This is a genomic window from Saccharothrix sp. AJ9571 (assembly GCF_021725495.1).
GTDB classification, from domain to species: domain Bacteria; phylum Actinomycetota; class Actinomycetes; order Mycobacteriales; family Pseudonocardiaceae; genus Amycolatopsis; species Amycolatopsis magusensis.
In genome coordinates this window covers 7,308,653-7,323,991 of sequence record NZ_CP091382.1, presented here as the reverse complement: position 1 = coordinate 7,323,991, position 15,339 = coordinate 7,308,653, and the positions used below count along the sequence as shown (strand labels likewise).

At 68.9% G+C, this 15,339-nt stretch carries 20 protein-coding genes; 9 read left to right on the top strand and 11 right to left on the bottom strand.

Annotated elements, in window-relative coordinates:
• Positions 1–18: 18 nt before the first annotated feature.
• A complete protein-coding gene (locus L3Q67_RS33005; protein WP_499185332.1) occupies positions 19–597 on the top strand; it encodes a class I SAM-dependent methyltransferase in 579 nt (192 codons plus the stop codon).
• Here L3Q67_RS33005 and L3Q67_RS33000 read toward each other — a convergent pair whose 3' ends face one another.
• Complete coding sequence (locus tag L3Q67_RS33000) at positions 598–1,179, bottom strand: TetR/AcrR family transcriptional regulator (protein ID WP_499185331.1); 582 nt, start codon at positions 1,177–1,179, stop codon at positions 598–600. It lies immediately after the preceding gene.
• Positions 1,180–1,294: 115 nt separating this feature from the next.
• Here L3Q67_RS33000 and L3Q67_RS32995 point away from each other — a divergent pair, with 115 nt between their 5' ends.
• Genes L3Q67_RS32995 through L3Q67_RS32975 form a run of 5 tightly spaced genes read left to right on the top strand, consistent with a single transcriptional unit; the run spans position 1,295 to position 3,611 of the window.
• The gene (locus L3Q67_RS32995; RefSeq protein WP_499185330.1) at positions 1,295–1,453 is read left to right on the top strand and encodes a hypothetical protein; all 159 of its coding nucleotides are present in this window, start codon (positions 1,295–1,297) and stop codon (positions 1,451–1,453) included.
• Between the two features lie 44 nt (positions 1,454–1,497).
• The gene (locus tag L3Q67_RS32990; RefSeq protein ID WP_499185329.1) at positions 1,498–1,968 is read left to right on the top strand and encodes a DUF2269 domain-containing protein; all 471 of its coding nucleotides are present in this window, start codon (positions 1,498–1,500) and stop codon (positions 1,966–1,968) included.
• Between the two features lie 20 nt (positions 1,969–1,988).
• Positions 1,989–2,351 carry a BlaI/MecI/CopY family transcriptional regulator gene (locus L3Q67_RS32985; RefSeq protein ID WP_499185328.1) on the top strand — a complete coding sequence of 121 codons (363 nt, stop codon included), beginning with the start codon at positions 1,989–1,991 and terminating at the stop codon, positions 2,349–2,351.
• A complete protein-coding gene (locus tag L3Q67_RS32980) occupies positions 2,348–3,280 on the top strand; it encodes a M56 family metallopeptidase (protein ID WP_499185327.1) in 933 nt (310 codons plus the stop codon). Before L3Q67_RS32985 ends, L3Q67_RS32980 begins: the two co-directional genes overlap by 4 nt.
• Before the next feature lie 49 nt (positions 3,281–3,329).
• On the top strand, positions 3,330–3,611 hold the full coding sequence (locus tag L3Q67_RS32975; protein ID WP_499185326.1) for a metal-sensitive transcriptional regulator: 282 nt from the start codon (positions 3,330–3,332) through the stop codon (positions 3,609–3,611).
• Between the two features lie 690 nt (positions 3,612–4,301).
• On the opposite strand, the gene arsB is transcribed toward L3Q67_RS32975, so the two are convergent.
• Complete coding sequence (arsB, locus tag L3Q67_RS32970) at positions 4,302–5,387, bottom strand: ACR3 family arsenite efflux transporter (RefSeq protein WP_499191701.1); 1,086 nt, start codon at positions 5,385–5,387, stop codon at positions 4,302–4,304.
• A complete protein-coding gene (locus L3Q67_RS32965) occupies positions 5,378–5,581 on the bottom strand; it encodes an ArsR/SmtB family transcription factor (protein ID WP_499185325.1) in 204 nt (67 codons plus the stop codon). Before L3Q67_RS32965 ends, arsB begins: the two co-directional genes overlap by 10 nt.
• A 368-nt stretch (positions 5,582–5,949) precedes the next feature.
• Between L3Q67_RS32965 and L3Q67_RS32960 the strand changes: the two genes are divergently transcribed.
• Positions 5,950–6,615, top strand: coding sequence for an alpha/beta fold hydrolase (locus L3Q67_RS32960; RefSeq protein WP_499191700.1), 666 nt, complete (start codon positions 5,950–5,952; stop codon positions 6,613–6,615).
• Here L3Q67_RS32960 and ccsB read toward each other — a convergent pair.
• From ccsB to L3Q67_RS32925, 7 genes are all read right to left on the bottom strand, one after another.
• The gene (ccsB, locus tag L3Q67_RS32955) at positions 6,569–7,444 is read right to left on the bottom strand and encodes a cytochrome C assembly family protein (protein ID WP_499185324.1); all 876 of its coding nucleotides are present in this window, start codon (positions 7,442–7,444) and stop codon (positions 6,569–6,571) included. The genes L3Q67_RS32960 and ccsB overlap by 47 nt on opposite strands.
• The gene (locus tag L3Q67_RS32950; RefSeq protein WP_499185323.1) at positions 7,441–7,845 is read right to left on the bottom strand and encodes a hypothetical protein; all 405 of its coding nucleotides are present in this window, start codon (positions 7,843–7,845) and stop codon (positions 7,441–7,443) included. The genes ccsB and L3Q67_RS32950 overlap by 4 nt, the downstream gene beginning before the upstream one ends.
• Positions 7,838–8,230, bottom strand: coding sequence for a hypothetical protein (locus L3Q67_RS32945; protein WP_499185322.1), 393 nt, complete (start codon positions 8,228–8,230; stop codon positions 7,838–7,840). The genes L3Q67_RS32950 and L3Q67_RS32945 overlap by 8 nt, the downstream gene beginning before the upstream one ends.
• A 390-nt stretch (positions 8,231–8,620) precedes the next feature.
• A complete protein-coding gene (locus L3Q67_RS32940) occupies positions 8,621–9,856 on the bottom strand; it encodes a trans-sulfuration enzyme family protein (RefSeq protein WP_499185321.1) in 1,236 nt (411 codons plus the stop codon).
• Complete coding sequence (locus tag L3Q67_RS32935; protein ID WP_499185320.1) at positions 9,856–11,019, bottom strand: cysteine desulfurase family protein; 1,164 nt, start codon at positions 11,017–11,019, stop codon at positions 9,856–9,858. Before L3Q67_RS32935 ends, L3Q67_RS32940 begins: the two co-directional genes overlap by 1 nt.
• On the bottom strand, positions 11,016–12,320 hold the full coding sequence (locus tag L3Q67_RS32930) for an MFS transporter (protein WP_499185319.1): 1,305 nt from the start codon (positions 12,318–12,320) through the stop codon (positions 11,016–11,018). The genes L3Q67_RS32935 and L3Q67_RS32930 overlap by 4 nt, the downstream gene beginning before the upstream one ends.
• The gene (locus tag L3Q67_RS32925; protein ID WP_499185318.1) at positions 12,317–13,675 is read right to left on the bottom strand and encodes an MBL fold metallo-hydrolase; all 1,359 of its coding nucleotides are present in this window, start codon (positions 13,673–13,675) and stop codon (positions 12,317–12,319) included. The genes L3Q67_RS32930 and L3Q67_RS32925 overlap by 4 nt, the downstream gene beginning before the upstream one ends.
• An 82-nt stretch (positions 13,676–13,757) precedes the next feature.
• Between L3Q67_RS32925 and L3Q67_RS32920 the strand changes: the two genes are divergently transcribed.
• Together L3Q67_RS32920 and L3Q67_RS32915 are read left to right on the top strand one after the other, a co-directional pair.
• Complete coding sequence (locus L3Q67_RS32920; RefSeq protein ID WP_499185317.1) at positions 13,758–14,411, top strand: ArsR/SmtB family transcription factor; 654 nt, start codon at positions 13,758–13,760, stop codon at positions 14,409–14,411.
• Positions 14,378–14,665 (top strand): hypothetical protein, encoded by a 288-nt coding sequence (locus L3Q67_RS32915; RefSeq protein WP_499185316.1) that lies wholly within the window; start codon positions 14,378–14,380, stop codon positions 14,663–14,665. The genes L3Q67_RS32920 and L3Q67_RS32915 overlap by 34 nt, the downstream gene beginning before the upstream one ends.
• Here the strand turns inward: L3Q67_RS32915 and L3Q67_RS32910 are convergent.
• Positions 14,640–15,278, bottom strand: coding sequence for a class I SAM-dependent methyltransferase (locus L3Q67_RS32910; RefSeq protein ID WP_499185315.1), 639 nt, complete (start codon positions 15,276–15,278; stop codon positions 14,640–14,642). The genes L3Q67_RS32915 and L3Q67_RS32910 overlap by 26 nt on opposite strands.
• Between the last annotated feature and the right edge of the window lie 61 nt (positions 15,279–15,339).

Below are 15,339 nucleotides of genomic sequence, written 5' to 3'. Positions count from 1 at the left end.
CACAACTGCGAGGTAGTCATGTGGAAACTGTTGAGCCAGCGCGCTTTCAACCACGGCGGGAAGATCTACGACAGGTTCGCCAGCCCGCTCGCCCGTGAACTCCACGAGCGCGTCGTCGACGACGTCGCCCGGCTTGGGCTGCCGTCCGAAGCATCCGTATTGGACGCGAGCACCGGCCCCGGACGGCTGGCGATAGCTCTGGCCGGGCATGACCTCGCCGTCACGGGAATCGACTTGTCCCCGTCGATGATCGACCGCGCGCGGCAGAACTCGGCAGGAGTCCGCAGCGTCACGTTCGAGGTCGGCGACGTGGCCGCGCTTCCCTTCCCGGAGGACAGCTTCGACCTCGTGGTGTCGACCGCCGCCCTGCACCACTGGAGCAGGCCCGCCTTGGCCGCCCGCGAGCTGTACCGCGTCCTGCGGCCGAGCGGGCAGCTCTGGATCTACGACGCGAGGCCGGGCAGGTACCCGGCCTTCACCGGGGCGCTGGAAGCCATCACCGGCACGCCGCCGGAACGCACGGTGCTGGGCCGAGGCTGGCTGCGCTATGTCGTGCGACTTTCGACCCGGCCTAAACCGGCGCAGGCTCGCATCTGATTACGCTGTGACAGGCCGCAGTCCCGCCAAGGTGATCGCGACGAGCCGGTCCACCGCCTCGTCACCATCTACTTCGCCGGCTGCGGCCAAGGCGTGCAGGCAGTAGCTCGCCAACTCCTCCGGCACCACATCGTCACGGACGACCGCCGCGTCCCTGGCGTCAACCAGCAGATCCCGCACCAGGCCGAGGAGCCGCTGCCGGGCTTCGGCGATCTGCCCACCTTCGTGCAGCGCGGCGGCGAGGTCGCTGCCCTGATGGCGTCGCGCCATGCGGCAGATGTGCGCATAGCCCGCGAGCACGGATTCAAGGCGCGCCACCGGATCCGCTGCGCCGTCCCGGACAGCTTCGAGGTGCTCGAGATGACTCGCCACCTGGCGTTCGTGCCACGCGGCCAAGATCGCCGCCACGTCCGGGAAGTACTTGTACAGGGTGGCGCGCCCGATCTGAGCGCGGCCGGCAACCTCCGACATCGTCACGGCCAGCAGGCCGCGTTCGGCCACCAGTGCCGCGGTGGCGTCCAGCACGGCGTCGCGCACTTCGCGGCGGTGCGTCTCGATCGTTTCGCTCCACAACCTGGGCACAGCCGAAGTGTACTTCGCGCCGACTTCTTGACACTATGACTCTGTCGCGACACAGTGTCTCGCAAAAGCGCGGAGGGGACTTCGAGTCATGGCAGATCGAGAACCAACTCAGGGAGTGCCCACCTGGATCAAGGTGCTCGGGATTACGGTGCTTGTCCTCGCAGTGCTGATCGCGGTGCTCCTGATCAGCGGGATCGGTGGCGAACACGGCCCCGGACGCCATACGGCGGCCAGCACGCAGACGGCCGAGGTCAAACTCGGGGGCAGCCGATGAAGATGGGACCGCGATTGCGCCGGTTCGCCCTCACCCTGCACGTGGTGACCTCGGTCGGCTGGCTGGGCGCAGTCGCAACCGTGCTGGTGCTGGCCATCCTGGGGATGGTCAGTTCCGACCTGGCCCTGGTGCGCGCCAGCTACGTGATGATGGAGCCCACCGCGCAGTTCGTCCTCGTTCCCCTGGCGTTCGCCGCGCTGCTCAGCGGGCTGGTGCAATCGCTGGGCACCAAATGGGGTGTGCTGCGGCACTACTGGGTGCTGATCAAGTTGCTGATCAACGTCGGCGCGGTCGCCGTCTTGGTGATGTACACCAGAACGTTGAGCCTTCTCGCCGACATCGCCTCCGCTGGCGAGAACCTCGCCCCACTGCGCACGCCCACCGCAGTCGTGCACGCCGCACTCGCGCTGCTCCTGTTGATCGGTGCCACAGCACTCGGCATGTACAAGCCCCGAGGCACCACCCCGCTCGGCCGAGGTCGCCAGCGTGCATCGCTGGCACCAACCAGCCAGTAGGCTTACCGGCCGGAGGTGTCATGCGACGGCTGGGCGAATTGGAAACTTCGGTGATGGACGTGCTGTGGAGCGCGCCGGAGCCGATGCTGGTCCGTGCTGTGCTCGACGAGCTGAATCGCCACCGCGACCTGGCTTACACCACGGTGATGACCGTGCTCGACAACCTTTACCGCAAGGACTGGGTCACCCGTGAGCGCGAAGGCCGCGCCTACCGGTACCAGCCCGCGATCAGCCGCGAGGAAGCCGCCGCGCAAGCCTTGCGCGACGTCCTGGACGCCACCGGGGACCCGGAATCGGTGTTGCTGCACTTCGCCAAGTCGGTGACCGACAGCGAGTCCGACGCGCTGCGCAAGGCTCTGCGCCGCCGGCCGAAGAACCGATGATCCTCGCCGCCGCGCTCTTCCTCGGTGCCGCCCTGATCGGCTGGCACGCACCGCGCCTGCTCCAGCGGCTGACACTGACCGCTCCGCCCGGGGCCGCCATCTCGGCGTGGCTGGCGAGCATCACCGGCGTGCTTCTCAGCGTCGTCGCGGGCGTCGTGCTTTTGGTGTTGCCCGGACACGGGCCCGCCGATGCCATCACCGCGATACTCCACGACTGCTGGTCCACCCTCAGCCACGCCGGGCTCCCCCAGCTCGATCCGATCGCCGGACTTTCGGCGGTCGTGGTCCTCTCCGCAGTCGCCGGCAACGTGGGCCGGGTGGCCCGGCGGCGACGGCGCCATCGCGAGCGGATCCGCGGACAGCACGAGGCGGCACTCAGAATTCTGCGCCCAGCACACGCCGGGTCATACCCCACGCTATGGCTGGCCCACGACGAACCGATGGCTTACAGCCTCGATGGCCCACCCGCGCTCGTCGTGGCAACCAACGGCCTGGCGAACCGCCTCTCCGACCAGGAAATACAGGCGGTCCTGGCCCACGAACACGCCCACCTGCGCGGCAAACACCATCGCCTCGTCGGGCTCGCGAGCACCGCGGGAAACGCCCTCGGCTTCATCCCCCTGATGCGAGAGGCACCGGCCGCCCTCCGACTGCTCGTCGAACTCGCGGCCGACCGCGCGGCCGTCGCCGAATGCGGCATCGCCCCGGTCCGGTCCGCCCTCCTCGCGATGACCAGCGCACCGCCACCGCCCCCACCCGCCCTGGCCATGGCAGGCAGCGACACCCCGATCCGGCTCCGCCAGTTGAACCGGCCCGCCACCCGGTGTCCACGTCTCCGGTCACTGACCACCGGAGTGGTCGCGGCGCTCACCCCCGCCATCTCCTCCGCACTCCTCCTGCTGGCCGGCAGCCTCATCTGGTGCCCCTGACCGGCCCAACCACACCACCGACAGCGCGATCACAGACGGAGACCACGCCATGCACAGCTACAGCGAGGACAAAGACGCCTACCTCAAGCGGCTCCGCCGCATCGAGGGACAGGTCAGGGGCCTACAGCGCATGGTGGAACAGGACAAGTACTGCATCGACATCCTGACCCAGGTGTCCGCAGTGACCAAAGCGCTGCAGTCGTTCTCGCTCGGCCTGCTCGACGAGCACCTCTCCACCTGCGTCGTCGACGCGGCAGCCGCGGGCGGCAAGGAAGCGGAGACCAAACTGCGAGAAGCGTCCGAGGCCATCGCCAGACTCGTCCGGTCGTAGTTCGGCAGCCTCCCGCAGGGGCGGTAACATCGACGCTAACGGTGCACGGTGGTGAGTTCGTAGCCCGCCTCGTCGACTGCGGCACGTAGGTCCGCGATATCGAGACCCTGTCACTGGTCATCGTGACCGTGCCGGACTCGATGTGAATGGCACGGCGGGTGACACCGGTGATGCGTTCTATCTCCTCAATGACGAAATCCGCGCAGTGTCCGAAGGTCGTTGTGCTGACGATGTACGTGCTCTCAATGCCTGCTCCCTGGACTTCCATGGCGCCTGTTCCGCGGCATCGACATCGGCATCGGCATCGGCGGGGACCGTGCGCGTGAGCATGTGCGCTTGACTCAACCGCCCTTCCGGGGTGAGCCGCCCGAAGAAGTAGACCTTGATGATGAGGTCTCTTTGCGGTTCTGCAAGTACAAGGTGTATCGGGCGGAGATCCTGTCACGTTCGCCAGTGCTTTGTGCGCTCCATACGGCTGGTGGGCCGGTTCTTGCACACCGGCCAGCTGACGGCTGTTCCGCGTCCTCCGGTGGAGGTGGTGTTGGCTCAGCCAATGCGGGGGTGCCGGTCAGTCGGGCCGGGCGTGAGTGGGCGTTCGAGCCGAAGTGGACTTCTGGGCACGGTTTGGCCTGTTGGTTAGTTCAGGCTGGCTCCGACGGCAGCGCCTCGGCATGTCGTCGGTAGCCCGCACTATCCAGCTTTCGTGGCTGAGATGTCGCCTACCCAGCGTTTGCGCAGCCAGAGGCTGACGTAGACCAGCGCGACGAGCATGGGCACCTCGATCAGCGGACCCACCACCCCGGCCAGCGCCTGTCCGGACGTCACGCCGAAGACGCCGATGGCGACGGCGATGGCGAGTTCGAAGTTGTTGCCCGCGGCGGTGAACGCGAGCGTGGTGGTGCGCTCGTAGCTCAGCCCGGCCGCTTTGCCGAGCGCGTACGAGCCCGCCCACATCACGGCGAAGTACACCAGCAGCGGCAGGGCGATGCGGACCACGTCGAGGGGCTGGGAGGTGATGGTTTCGCCCTGCAGTGCGAAGAGCACGACGATGGTGAACAACAGGCCGTACAACGCGACCGGGCCGATGCGGGGCAGGAATTTGCCCTCGTACCAGGTGCGGCCCTTGGTCTTCTCGCCGAAGCGGCGGGTCAGGTAACCGGCCAGCAGCGGGATGCCCAGGAAGACCACGACGTTGAGCACGATCTCCCAGAACGAGAACTGCACGGCTTCGCTGTGCAGCCCGAGCCAGCCGGGGAGCAGGTCGAGGTAGAACCAGCCCAGCACGCCGAACATGAGCACCTGGAACACCGAGTTCAGCGCGACCAGCACGGCGGCGGCTTCGCGGTCGCCGCAGGCCAGGTCGTTCCAGATGATCACCATGGCGATGCAGCGCGCGAGGCCGACGATGATCAGTCCGGTGCGGTACTCGGGCAGGTCGGGCAGCAGCAGCCAGGCCAGGGCGAACATCAGCGCCGGGCCGATGAGCCAGTTCAGCACCAGCGACAGCACGAGGGTCTTGCGGTCGCGGGTGACGGTGTCGAGACGGTCATAGCGCACCTTGGCCAGGACCGGGTACATCATCAGCAGCAGCCCGAGGGCGATCGGCACGGAGACGCTGCCGATCTTCACCGCCTCCAGTACCCCTTGCAGGCCGGGCACGACGGTGCCGAGCAGGAGCCCGGCGCCCATGGCGGCGATGATCCACACCGGCAGGAAGCGGTCCAGGAAGGACAGTTTTCGCAGCACGTCCGGTTCGGCGGTCTGGGTCACGGACAGGCCCTCTTGCTCTCGACGTTGGCTTCGGCGGTGTCGGCGAGTGCGGTGAACGTCGCACCCAAGGTGCGCAGGACCGCGGGTCGCAGCGTGTAGTAGGTGTAGCGGCCACACGGCTCGGTGGTGACCAGACCGGCCTCCCGCAGCAGCTTGAGGTGGTTGGACACGTTGGTCTGGCCCGCGCCGGTCTCCTCCACCAGGTGCGTGGTGCACAGTGATCACCCGTGCCCCGCCTCTTCCGGTCACGGCCGGAAACGCGAGGCACGGCGATCTGGGGGCTTCGTTTGCCCTCGACCATGCCGAGCAGCACGTCGTGCTCGCGCGTGGGCAGCAGGTCGAGCGGAGACGGATTTGTGCCCGCGCAGGCCGTCGGCACGCAGCTGGGGCAGCACCGACCCCGAGCAGATCCGGCGGGAAGTGGGCTTCACCGGCGCAGACGCCGTGCAGCACCGCGATGAGGTGTTCGGCGGAACTGTTCTTGCAGATCCACGCGACGGCGCCGCAGCGCCTGGTCGGGGACATCACCTACCTGCACACCGAGGCGGGCTGGCTCTATCTGGCCACGGTGCTCGACCTGACCTACGTCGCAGGAGATCGGAGCACACCGGAAGTCGTACTACTGCATGGAATTCCGTTCACCAGCCAAGCAGAGCAGGGCGTGCCCGGGTCGGTGCTGGTGACTGATCCGCCAGGGCTGGGCCGGTCGGCCCCGACCACGGGCAAGCCGGAGGACTGGCTCGGCGAGATGCTCGCTCCAGCCCGGAGCAGGCCGATCCTGGTCGCGCATTCGGTCGCCGCGGCCCCAGCACTACGTTACGCCGCAGCGCATCCCGATCGAATCGCGGGCCTGGTGCTGGTGGCGCCTCATTTCCTCAATGACACACCGCTGGCACCCCGGACGACAACGGAGCAGCCACGCCGAGCTGATGCGGCTCGCGAGGAGGGCCGGTGGGCGCGGACGGCGAACGATCCGACCGAACGGCGGGCTTTACCCGCGCTGGCAACGGAAACCGGTGCGATCACCACACCGGACTTCGGTGGTCTCGCCCAGATCGTGCGAACTCTCGGCCGAAGAGTGCCTCTACCAGCGCCTACGGCTGCTTCGACTGGAGTGTTGGCGCTCTGGATTTTTTCACTTCCGGCGCTGCCAGAGGCTGACGTAGCCCAGTACGACGTGCGCTTGATTACTCGATTCCGGTGTAGGAGTGCAGTCCGGAGGCGACGAGGTTGACGAAGAAGAGGTTGAACAGCACGGCGAGCAGGCCGATGACGTTGACCCAGGCGGCGCGGCGGTGGCGCCAGCCTGCGGTGGAGCGGGCGTGGAGGTAGGCGGCGTAGCAGATCCACGAGATGAACGCGGTGGTCTCCTTCGGGTCCCAGCCCCAGTAGCGGCCCCAGGCGGCTTCGGCCCAGACTGCGCCGGCGAGGACCGCGACGGTCATGGTGAGGAAGCCGAAAACGCCGGTGCGGTAGGCGACCTTGTCCAGATCGATCGGGGGTGGCAGCCGACGAGCCGGACGGTGGATCGCGACGAGGTGCAGGGCGCTGGCGATACCGGAGACGAGGAACACCCCGCTGGCCATGATCGCAGCGAAGACGTGGACGACGATCCAGTACGAGCGCAGCGACGGTTGCAGCGGGGCGACTTCGGCGTAGAGCAGGTTTCCAGCGAGGAACAGCAACAGCGCGGTGGGCAGGAGCACGAACACCGCGGCGCGGCGGATCCGGTGCTTGGCGATGACGTAGAGCCACGCGGTGACCGCGATGAAGCCGACGACGGAGATGTACTCGAACATGTTGCCCCAGGGCGGGCGCGCGGTGGCGACGCCGCGCAGCACGATCGAGCCGAGGTGCAGCAGCGCGCCCAGCACGGTGATCGCCACGCCGAGGCGGCCGAACCGGTCGGCGAGGTCCCGTTCGGCGAAGGCGATCCGGCCGGTGCCGCGGGTCCGGGCGGGGTACCGAGTGAGGCTGTATTCGGCGGCGGACAGCAGGGCGGCCAGGGTGTAGATCCCGGCTGCGCTGAGAAAGAGTGCGTTGCTCGTGGCCGCGATGTTCACGGCTGCTCCACAGTGGGCTGAGCGGTGTGGTGCAGCCACCACAAGCCGGCGATGGGCAGGACGAGCGGGATGAACAGGTAGCCGGAACCGAAGTGGGACCAGACCGTGGCGTCGGGAAACCAGTGCGGCACAACGACACTGAAGGTCCCGGCGGTAAGGACTCCGGCGAGTTCGATGAGGCAGGCGGCGCGGGCGATCACGCGGGAAGCGCCGCTGCCCCGGGCCAGGCAGGCGGTGGCGATCAGGTAGACCACCGCGGCAGCCACCGAGAGCAGATAGGCCAGTGGTGCGCGGTCGAACCGCGTGAGCAGTTGGACCATCGACCGGGAGCACGCCGCGATCGCGAAGATCGCGTACACGGCGATGAGTAACCGGCCCGGCCCGGACCGGGTGTCAGCCATGCCTGGCCCAGATCTGCTGCAGGCGCACGGCCATCACCGGGATCGCGAGGCAGCCGACCACCAGTACGCCGGGACCCCAGCGGGAGCGTTCGGCCATCGACCACGCGGTGGCCAGCGGCACGATGAGCACCGGGCCGGCCAGGTAAGCCAGGAACGAGAACGTGTCGAGCGTGCGCTCCGTGCTCGCCAGGAGGATGCCGCCGGCTACCGCCCGCGCGAGCAGGCCGAGTTCGAGCAGGCCGACGGCGACGAGCAGGCCCGCGCTGAGCGGGTGCCCGGCCAGCACGGGCCGGTTGAGCACCATCAGCAGCACCGCCCAGGCCGCGGCGCCGAGGGCCAGAAAGGTCAGGCCGTCGGCGAACAGGTCGAGCACCGTCCACCCCATTTCTACTACGTGACGTAGGACTACGAGCCGTAGTATTCAGGAGTGGGGTGGCGCTGTGTCAACCGGGCCCGGTTCGCGGCTTTGCCGCGGCCGGGAGATCGCGCATCGAACGCAGTGGGCTGGCGAACAGGACGACCCCGTACAGAAGGAAAAGGGCGGCGACGCCCCAGAGGGCCGCGCGGGTGCCGAGCAGGCTGCCGATGGCGAGTGTGCCGAGCGCAGCCCACATCGAACGGACGACAGCCCACACCAGATGACAACAGCTGCACCGGAGCTAGTCGGCAAGCTGACAGTGCTCCCCGGTGGCATCTCAGGGATGGGCTGATAACAGGACGCATGATGGCCACCGGGCTCGTGCTGGTGGCGGTCATCTCTGCTGAACTCGGGCGATCAGACTGTACCGGTCGAGAGCGTCAGAGCTTGGTCCAGGTCCGCGACGAGGTCGTCGGCGTCTTCGAGTCCGACGGAGAGGCGGACCATGCTGTCGGCGATGCCGCGGCGGGATCGGTCGGCGGGATCGAGGCCGTGGTGAGTGGTGGTAACGGGTTGCGTGACAAGGCTTTCCGCGCCGCCGAGGCTGGCGGCGATGCTGAACACACGTAGCCGGTCGACCGCGGCCGCGGCCGCGGTGGCGTTGGCGTTGGCGTTGGCGTCACCGTCGACGAGGAAGCTGAGCATGCCGCCGTGGCCGCGCATCTGGGTTTTGACGATGGTGGCCTGATCGCCGGTGGCCAGGCCGGGGTAGTTGACCTTGGTCACGCGGGGGTGCTCGGCCAGGTATGCGGCGACGGCGGTGGCGGTGGTGTTCTGGGCACGGACCCGGACGACGAGGGTGCGGATGCTGCGGGCGAGCAGTGATGCGATCTCGGGGGCGATGACTTGGCCGAGGTTCTTGCGCCACGCGGCGATCGGGGCGAGCAGTTCGGCGGGGCCGGCGACGGCTCCGGCGGTGAGGTCGCTGTGGCCGCCGAGGTATTTGGTGTCGGAGTGGATGACCAGGTCGGCGCCGTGGTGGAGCGGGTTTTGGTTGACCGGGGTGGCGAAGGTGTTGTCCACCACGACCAGGGCCCCGGCTTTGTGGGCGTGGCCGGTGATCGCGGCGATGTCAAAGATGTCGAGGTTGGGGTTGGACGGGGTTTCGAAGAACACGATCCGCGTGCGGTCGGTGAGTACGTCCGGGAACTGGTCGGCTTCGCCGGCGGTGAGGAAGGTGGTCTCGATTCCGAGCCGGGGCAGGTTCTCGCCGAGTAGTTCGAATGTGCCGCCGTAGACGTCGCCCAGGCACACGATGTGCTCGCCGGTCTTGATGTGGGACAGGAAGGTCGCGGCTTCGGCGGCCATGCCGGATCCGAACGCGAGCGCGGTCTCGGCGTCTTCGAGGTCAGCGAGTTTGCGTTCCAGGGAGCGGATGGTGGGGTTGAGGCCGTAGCGGGTGTAGAGGTTGCCCTCGCGTCGGCCTTCGACGACGTCGAGCAGGTCGGCGGTGGAGTCGAAGGCGAAGGTGGAGTGCCCGTAGAGCGGCGGGTGGATGGCGCCTTGCGGGTCGCGGACGTCTCCGGCGTGCACGCACCGGGTGGACAGGCCGGGTCGCTGTTCGGGCGGGGTGTTCGCCTTCGGGTCGCTCATCAATCCCTGCTTCCTGTCGTGGTTGTGATCAGGTCGATGGCGCGGTCGATGTCGGCGGGGGTGCTCCAGCGGCCGAGGGACAGCCGCAACGCGGACAGGCTCCGTTCGGTGTCGAGGCCCATCGCGGTCAGTACCGGTGAGGGTTGGTGGTCACCGGCGTGGCACGCGGAGCCGGTCGACGCGGCGATCCCCGGTGTCGCGGCGAGCAGTTCGTGTCCGGTCACGCCGCGGATGCTGATGTTGAGCGTGTTCGGCAGCCGCGCTGCCACGGGTCCGTTGAGTTCCACCCGGTCAGGTAGTCGCGCGGCGAGCTGGTCGTGGAGCCGGTCGCGCAGCGTCTGGATGCGCTGGTGGCCTCCTGCCGCGAGGTCGGCGGTGGCAAGGTCGGCGGCGGTGCCCAGCGCTACGGCGAGGGCGACGTTCTCGGTGCCGGCGCGCAGGCCGTGTTCCTGTCCGCCGCCGTATATCAAGGGCTCCAGCACGAGGCCGGGTCGCATGTAGAGGGCTGCGATGCCTTTGGGGGCGTACATTTTGTGCCCGACCACGGTGAGCAGGTCCACGTCGAGGGCGGTCACGTCGAGCGGGATCTTCCCGACGGTTTGGGCGGCGTCGCAGTGAAACACCGCACCATGGTCGTGGGTGATGCGGGCCAGTTCGGCGATCGGTTGCAGGGCACCGGTTTCGTTGTTGGCGGCCATGATCGACACCAGCACGGTGCAGTCGGTGAACGCGGCGGCCAGTGCGGCCGGGACGACCAGCCCATCGGTGTCGACGGGCAGGTAGGTCACCTCGGCGCCATGCCAGCGCCGCAGCGCCTGGCATACCTGCAGGACGGCGGGGTGTTCGGTGGTCTGGGTGATCACGTGCGGCCGGTCGGTCCCGGCGGCCAAGACCACACCGCGGATAGCGAGGTTGTCGGCCTCGGAGCCGGAGCCGGTGAACACGACTCGTCCGCCTGGCGCGCCGATCAGGGCGGCGACCTGCTCACGGGCGTGCTCCAGTGCCGCGCGGGGCGCGGTGCCGTAGTGGTGGTCGCTGGAGGGGTTGCCGAATCCGCCGGTCAGGTACGGCAGCACCGCCTCGACGACTGCGGGATCGACGGGCGTGGTGGCGTTGTAGTCGAGGTAGATCGGGCCCTCGGCAAGTCCACCAGGAATGGTCACGGCGCGTCTTTCCCTTGTAGTGGAACGGATTCAGCGCGCTGGTCGCGCGGGTGTGTCTCGTACATGCGTGCCGCGACGATCAGACCGGAGGCGGCGGTGATCGCGGCGACCACCCACACGGCGGCGCGGATGCCCCAGAGGTCGGCGACGATCCCGGAGAGCAGGGCGCCGACGGCGAACCCGCCGTCGCGCCAGAGCCGGTAGACCCCGACCGCGCGGGCCCGCCACGCGGGGTGGGCCACGTCGCCGATGGTGGCCAGCAGCGTCGGGTAGACCATCGCGGTTCCCGCGCCCAGCAGCACCGCGGCCACCGCCCAGAGGGTGAATGTGTCGGCCAGTGCGATGAGGCCGAGTGCGGCGGCTTGGACGAGCATGCCGGTGGTGATGAGGTGTTTGCGGCCCCACCGGTCCGACAGCGGACCGGTGAGGAGTTGGCCCAGGCCCCACACGGCCGGGTAGAGCGCGGCGAGGATCCCGATCCGGGCGACCGACAGCCCGGCTGCGGTGAACAGGATCGGGAACAGTCCCCATGCGAGGCCGTCGTTGAGGTTGTTGACCATCCCGGCCTGGCTGGCTGCGGACAGGGCGGGTTCGCGCACGCTGGCGTGGGCGAAGACCTGCCTGTTGGTCAGTTCGGAGTGCAGGTGGTCGTGGCGGCCGTCGGCGCGGGTGGTGTGCTGGGCGGCTTCCACGCGGGCGTGCTCGCGGGTCTCGCGGACCACTAGCACGGACAGCCCGAGGCCGAGCGCAACGTAGGACAGGCCGAGTAGGAACGGCGCGGGCCGCAGCCCGTAGCGGGCGGCGAGGTAGCCGGTGGCCACGGCGGTGACCGCGACCGCGAGGTAGCCGGCGGCCTCGTTCAGGCCCATCGCCAAGCCGCGGCGGAACGGGCCCGCGAGGTCGATCTTCATGATCACGGTGGTGGACCAGGTCAGCCCCTGGTTGACCCCGAGCAGGACGTTGGCGGCCACGACCCAGCCCCACGAGGGTGCCCAGATCAGCATCAGCGGCACCGGGATCGCGATCAGCCATCCGGCTACGAGCACGGGTTTACGGCCGAACCGGTCCGACCACGTGCCCGCGAAGTAGTTGGTGGCGGCTTTGGTGGCGCCGAAGGCCAGCACGTAGGTCAGCAGGAACGTGTAGCCGGTCAGGTGAAAGGTCTGCTCGGCCAGCGGGGACAGCACGGTGCGTTCCTGCCCGAGTACGCCGCCGACCAGTGCGTTGACGGCGACGAGCAGGCTGAACTGGGCGAGGTTGGCGCGGATCCCCAGCCGCGGTTTTCCGATGGCGCGGCTCATGTGCCGGTCTCCAGCTGGTGGCCGGTGACGGTGGCCCAGTCGTCGGGGCCGCCGGTGAGCACGGCGAGTTCGCGGTGGCCGGCGCGTTCGAGCACGCTGGCCGCGCTCATTGCTCGCTCCCCGTGTCCGCACATCACCACCAGCGGTTCGCCGGGCACGTCGTGCGCGTGATCGCCCAGCTCGCCCAGCTCGATGTGCTGGGCGCCGGGCAGGTGCCCGGCGGCGAACTCCGGCTCCTGGCGGATGTCGAGGACCGGCGCGTCGACCTGGTCGGGTCGCACGAGCCTGGTGCTGGTGGTGGGGTGTTCGGCGGCGGTCCAGGCGTCCAGACCGCCGGTGAGGTCTCCGGCGAGGTTGCTGTAGCCGACCTTGGCGGCCTGCCACGCGATCTCCGCCGGGTCCTGATCAGGTCGGCGCACGATGATCAGCGGCTGGTCGTGTGGGGCCAGCCATCCCAGCCAGGACGCGAACACCGGCCGCAGCGGGATGGACACCGCGCCCGGTATGTGGGCGGCGGCGAAGTCGGCGACCGGCCGCACGTCGACCGCCACCGCGCCCTGCGCCAGCAGGGCCCGCACCTCGGCGGCGCTGAGCGGCGCGAGGGCCGGTGGCTGGTCGAGCACGGCGGGGCCGCGGCGGTTGATCTCGCCCAGGCGCAGGAAGTACGGCGGGAAGCTGCCCAGCGAGCCGAGCAGCGTGGTGACGAAGGTGTCCTCGTCGGCCGCACGCAGCAGCGGGTTGGTGGCCTTCTCTCGGCCGATGGTGCTGGTGCGTTCGGTGCCGGGTGGGGCGGAGCAGAACGAGCCGGCGCCGTGGGTGGGCCACACCGCCACGTCGTCCGGCAGTGCGGCAAGCCGCCGCAGTGAGGCGTACTGGGCGCGGGCCAGCGCCTCGGTCTGCTCGGGTGAGACGAGGTCGGTGCGGGCCGCCGCGCCGACGAGCAGCGAGCCGCCGGTGAACACCCCGATCGGCTTGTCGCCGTCGAGCAGCAGGAACGACAGATGCTCGTGGGTGTGGCCTGGCGTGCCCAGTGCGCGCAGCCGCAGCCCGCCGAGGTCGACCTCGTCACCGTCGCTCAGCCCGCTGTGGGTGAACTCGCGGTGTCCAGCGGCCGAGGCGAGCACCTGTGTGCCCTCGGTCGCGGATAGCTGGCGGGCGCCGGAAAGGAAGTCGGCGTGCAGATGGGTGTCGGCGGCGAACGCCACCGTCAACCCGCGGCGTCGGGCGAGGCGCGAGGACTCCCGCAGGTCGAGGCTGACGTCGACCACCATCGCCCGGCCATCGCCGAGGTCGAGCAGGTAGGCGGAATTGCCCAGTCCCTCGTCGACGAGCGGGACGATGTCGACCGTGCTCACCTGGCACCTCCATGGCTTCGCGGACGGGTTGGGTCCCCGCATGAGTTCTGTTCTACACTATTCCAAGGATGATTGGAGAACCATGGGTGATCGAGGCGCGAAGACGGCGTTGTTCGACCAGTTCGCCCGCGTGGGCAAGGCGCTGGGCAGCGGCAAACGGCTGGAGTTGTTGGACCTGCTGGCACAGGGTGAGCGCACGGTCGAGTCGCTGGCACGGGCCGCCGAACTCGGGCTGACCACGGCCTCGGCGCACCTGCAGACCCTCAAGCAGGCCAACTTGGTGACGACCCGTCGTGACGGCACCAAGATCTACTACCGGCTTGCCGGGGATGACGTTGCCGCGCTGTACGCGCTCGTCCAGGCCGTGGCAGTCGAGCACCTCGCCGACGTGGAGGCCGCACGCGCCGCCTATCTCGGGTCAGAGACCGAGGAGGTCACCCGCGAGGAGTTGCTGCGACGGGTCCGTTCGGGCGGCGCCACCGTGATCGACGTGCGTCCGCGCGAGGAATACGCCGCCGGGCACATCCCCGGCGCGGTGTCGATTCCGCTGGAGGACCTCGCCGAGCGCTTGGCTGAACTCCCCCTCGATCAGGAGATCGTCGCCTATTGCCGTGGTGCCTACTGCGTGTTCGCCCACGACGCGGTCCGCCTGCTCATCGCCGCCGGCCGCCCGGCTCGCCGGTTGGCCGACGGGATGCTCGAATGGCGCTTGGCCGACCTACCGGTCGCAACCTGACCAAGATTTCGGGCGCGGTGTCGAATCGGGCATGTGCCAGTCGTCTCCTGAGTGAACTGTCCACATCGGATGGCTCGATAGACCATTGTCACCGCTACCACGCCACCCGCGCCGAGCCGCTGCGCGAGCTCGACCACTTCGCGCAGGCCCAGGCCGTCGAGCGCCGCGCGCTGGAGCTGACCGCCCACTCGATCGAGCAATCCCTGCTGCGGCAACCATTCTTGACGGCTAGCTACTCTCCGCTGCTGGCTTGACGGCCGCGACCCGCTCCACCGTGCCGGCCTTGAGCCGCTCCTGTCGTTGGATGATCAAACCGGCCTCCTCGACCAGCGGCAGCGGGCGACGGGTTTGGTAGTCGCCCAGCATCCGCACGGTCAGCTTCTCCAGCAACCATTGCCCAGCCCGGATTAGCCGGTGGTGGCTACCGACGTGGTCGAGCAGCAGCAGCGTCCCGTTGGGACGTAGGACCCGGTGCATCTCGATGATCGCTGCCCGCTCGTCGGGGAAGCCGCACAGCCCGAGGGTGCACACCACGGTGTCGAACGAGGCGTCCGGGAACGGCAACGCCTGCGCGTCGCCCTCGCGCAGGTCGATCTCGCGGCCCAGCTCGGCTGCGCGAGTGCGGGCGAGCTTCAGCATGGCGGGGCTGAAGTCGATCCCGGTCAACCGGACCGCGTCCGGGTAGAACGCCAGGTTCAGGCCGGTGCCCACCGCCACGTCCAGCACATCGCCGTGGGCCTGCGAGCACACCCACTCCCGGCCGCCACCGAACTGCACCCACTCGAAGAACCCGATATCACGGTCATACCGCGGCGCGTACTTATCCCATTTCTCCCGTAAACGGTCAACGCTCATTGCCTTGCCCATCGCCTTGTCCCTTCGTCGATACCAGTCCGTGGGTGAGCAGCCCGGCCAGCGTGGCGGCCAC

Excerpts from the sequence above, each read along its gene's own strand:
- L3Q67_RS33005 (WP_499185332.1), top strand. The coding sequence starts at position 19 with ATGTGGAAACTGTTGAGCCAGCGCGCTTTCAACCACGGCGGGAAGATC.
- L3Q67_RS32985 (WP_499185328.1), top strand. The coding sequence starts at position 1,989 with ATGCGACGGCTGGGCGAATTGGAAACTTCGGTGATGGACGTGCTGTGG.
- L3Q67_RS32980 (WP_499185327.1), top strand. The coding sequence starts at position 2,348 with ATGATCCTCGCCGCCGCGCTCTTCCTCGGTGCCGCCCTGATCGGCTGG.
- L3Q67_RS32975 (WP_499185326.1), top strand. The coding sequence starts at position 3,330 with ATGCACAGCTACAGCGAGGACAAAGACGCCTACCTCAAGCGGCTCCGC.
- L3Q67_RS32950 (WP_499185323.1), bottom strand. The coding sequence starts at position 7,845 with ATGGCTGACACCCGGTCCGGGCCGGGCCGGTTACTCATCGCCGTGTAC.
- L3Q67_RS32945 (WP_499185322.1), bottom strand. The coding sequence starts at position 8,230 with ATGGGGTGGACGGTGCTCGACCTGTTCGCCGACGGCCTGACCTTTCTG.
- L3Q67_RS32940 (WP_499185321.1), bottom strand. The coding sequence starts at position 9,856 with ATGAGCGACCCGAAGGCGAACACCCCGCCCGAACAGCGACCCGGCCTG.
- L3Q67_RS32930 (WP_499185319.1), bottom strand. The coding sequence starts at position 12,320 with ATGAGCCGCGCCATCGGAAAACCGCGGCTGGGGATCCGCGCCAACCTC.
- L3Q67_RS32920 (WP_499185317.1), top strand. The coding sequence starts at position 13,758 with ATGGGTGATCGAGGCGCGAAGACGGCGTTGTTCGACCAGTTCGCCCGC.
- L3Q67_RS32915 (WP_499185316.1), top strand. The coding sequence starts at position 14,378 with ATGGCGCTTGGCCGACCTACCGGTCGCAACCTGACCAAGATTTCGGGC.
- L3Q67_RS32910 (WP_499185315.1), bottom strand. The coding sequence starts at position 15,278 with ATGGGCAAGGCAATGAGCGTTGACCGTTTACGGGAGAAATGGGATAAG.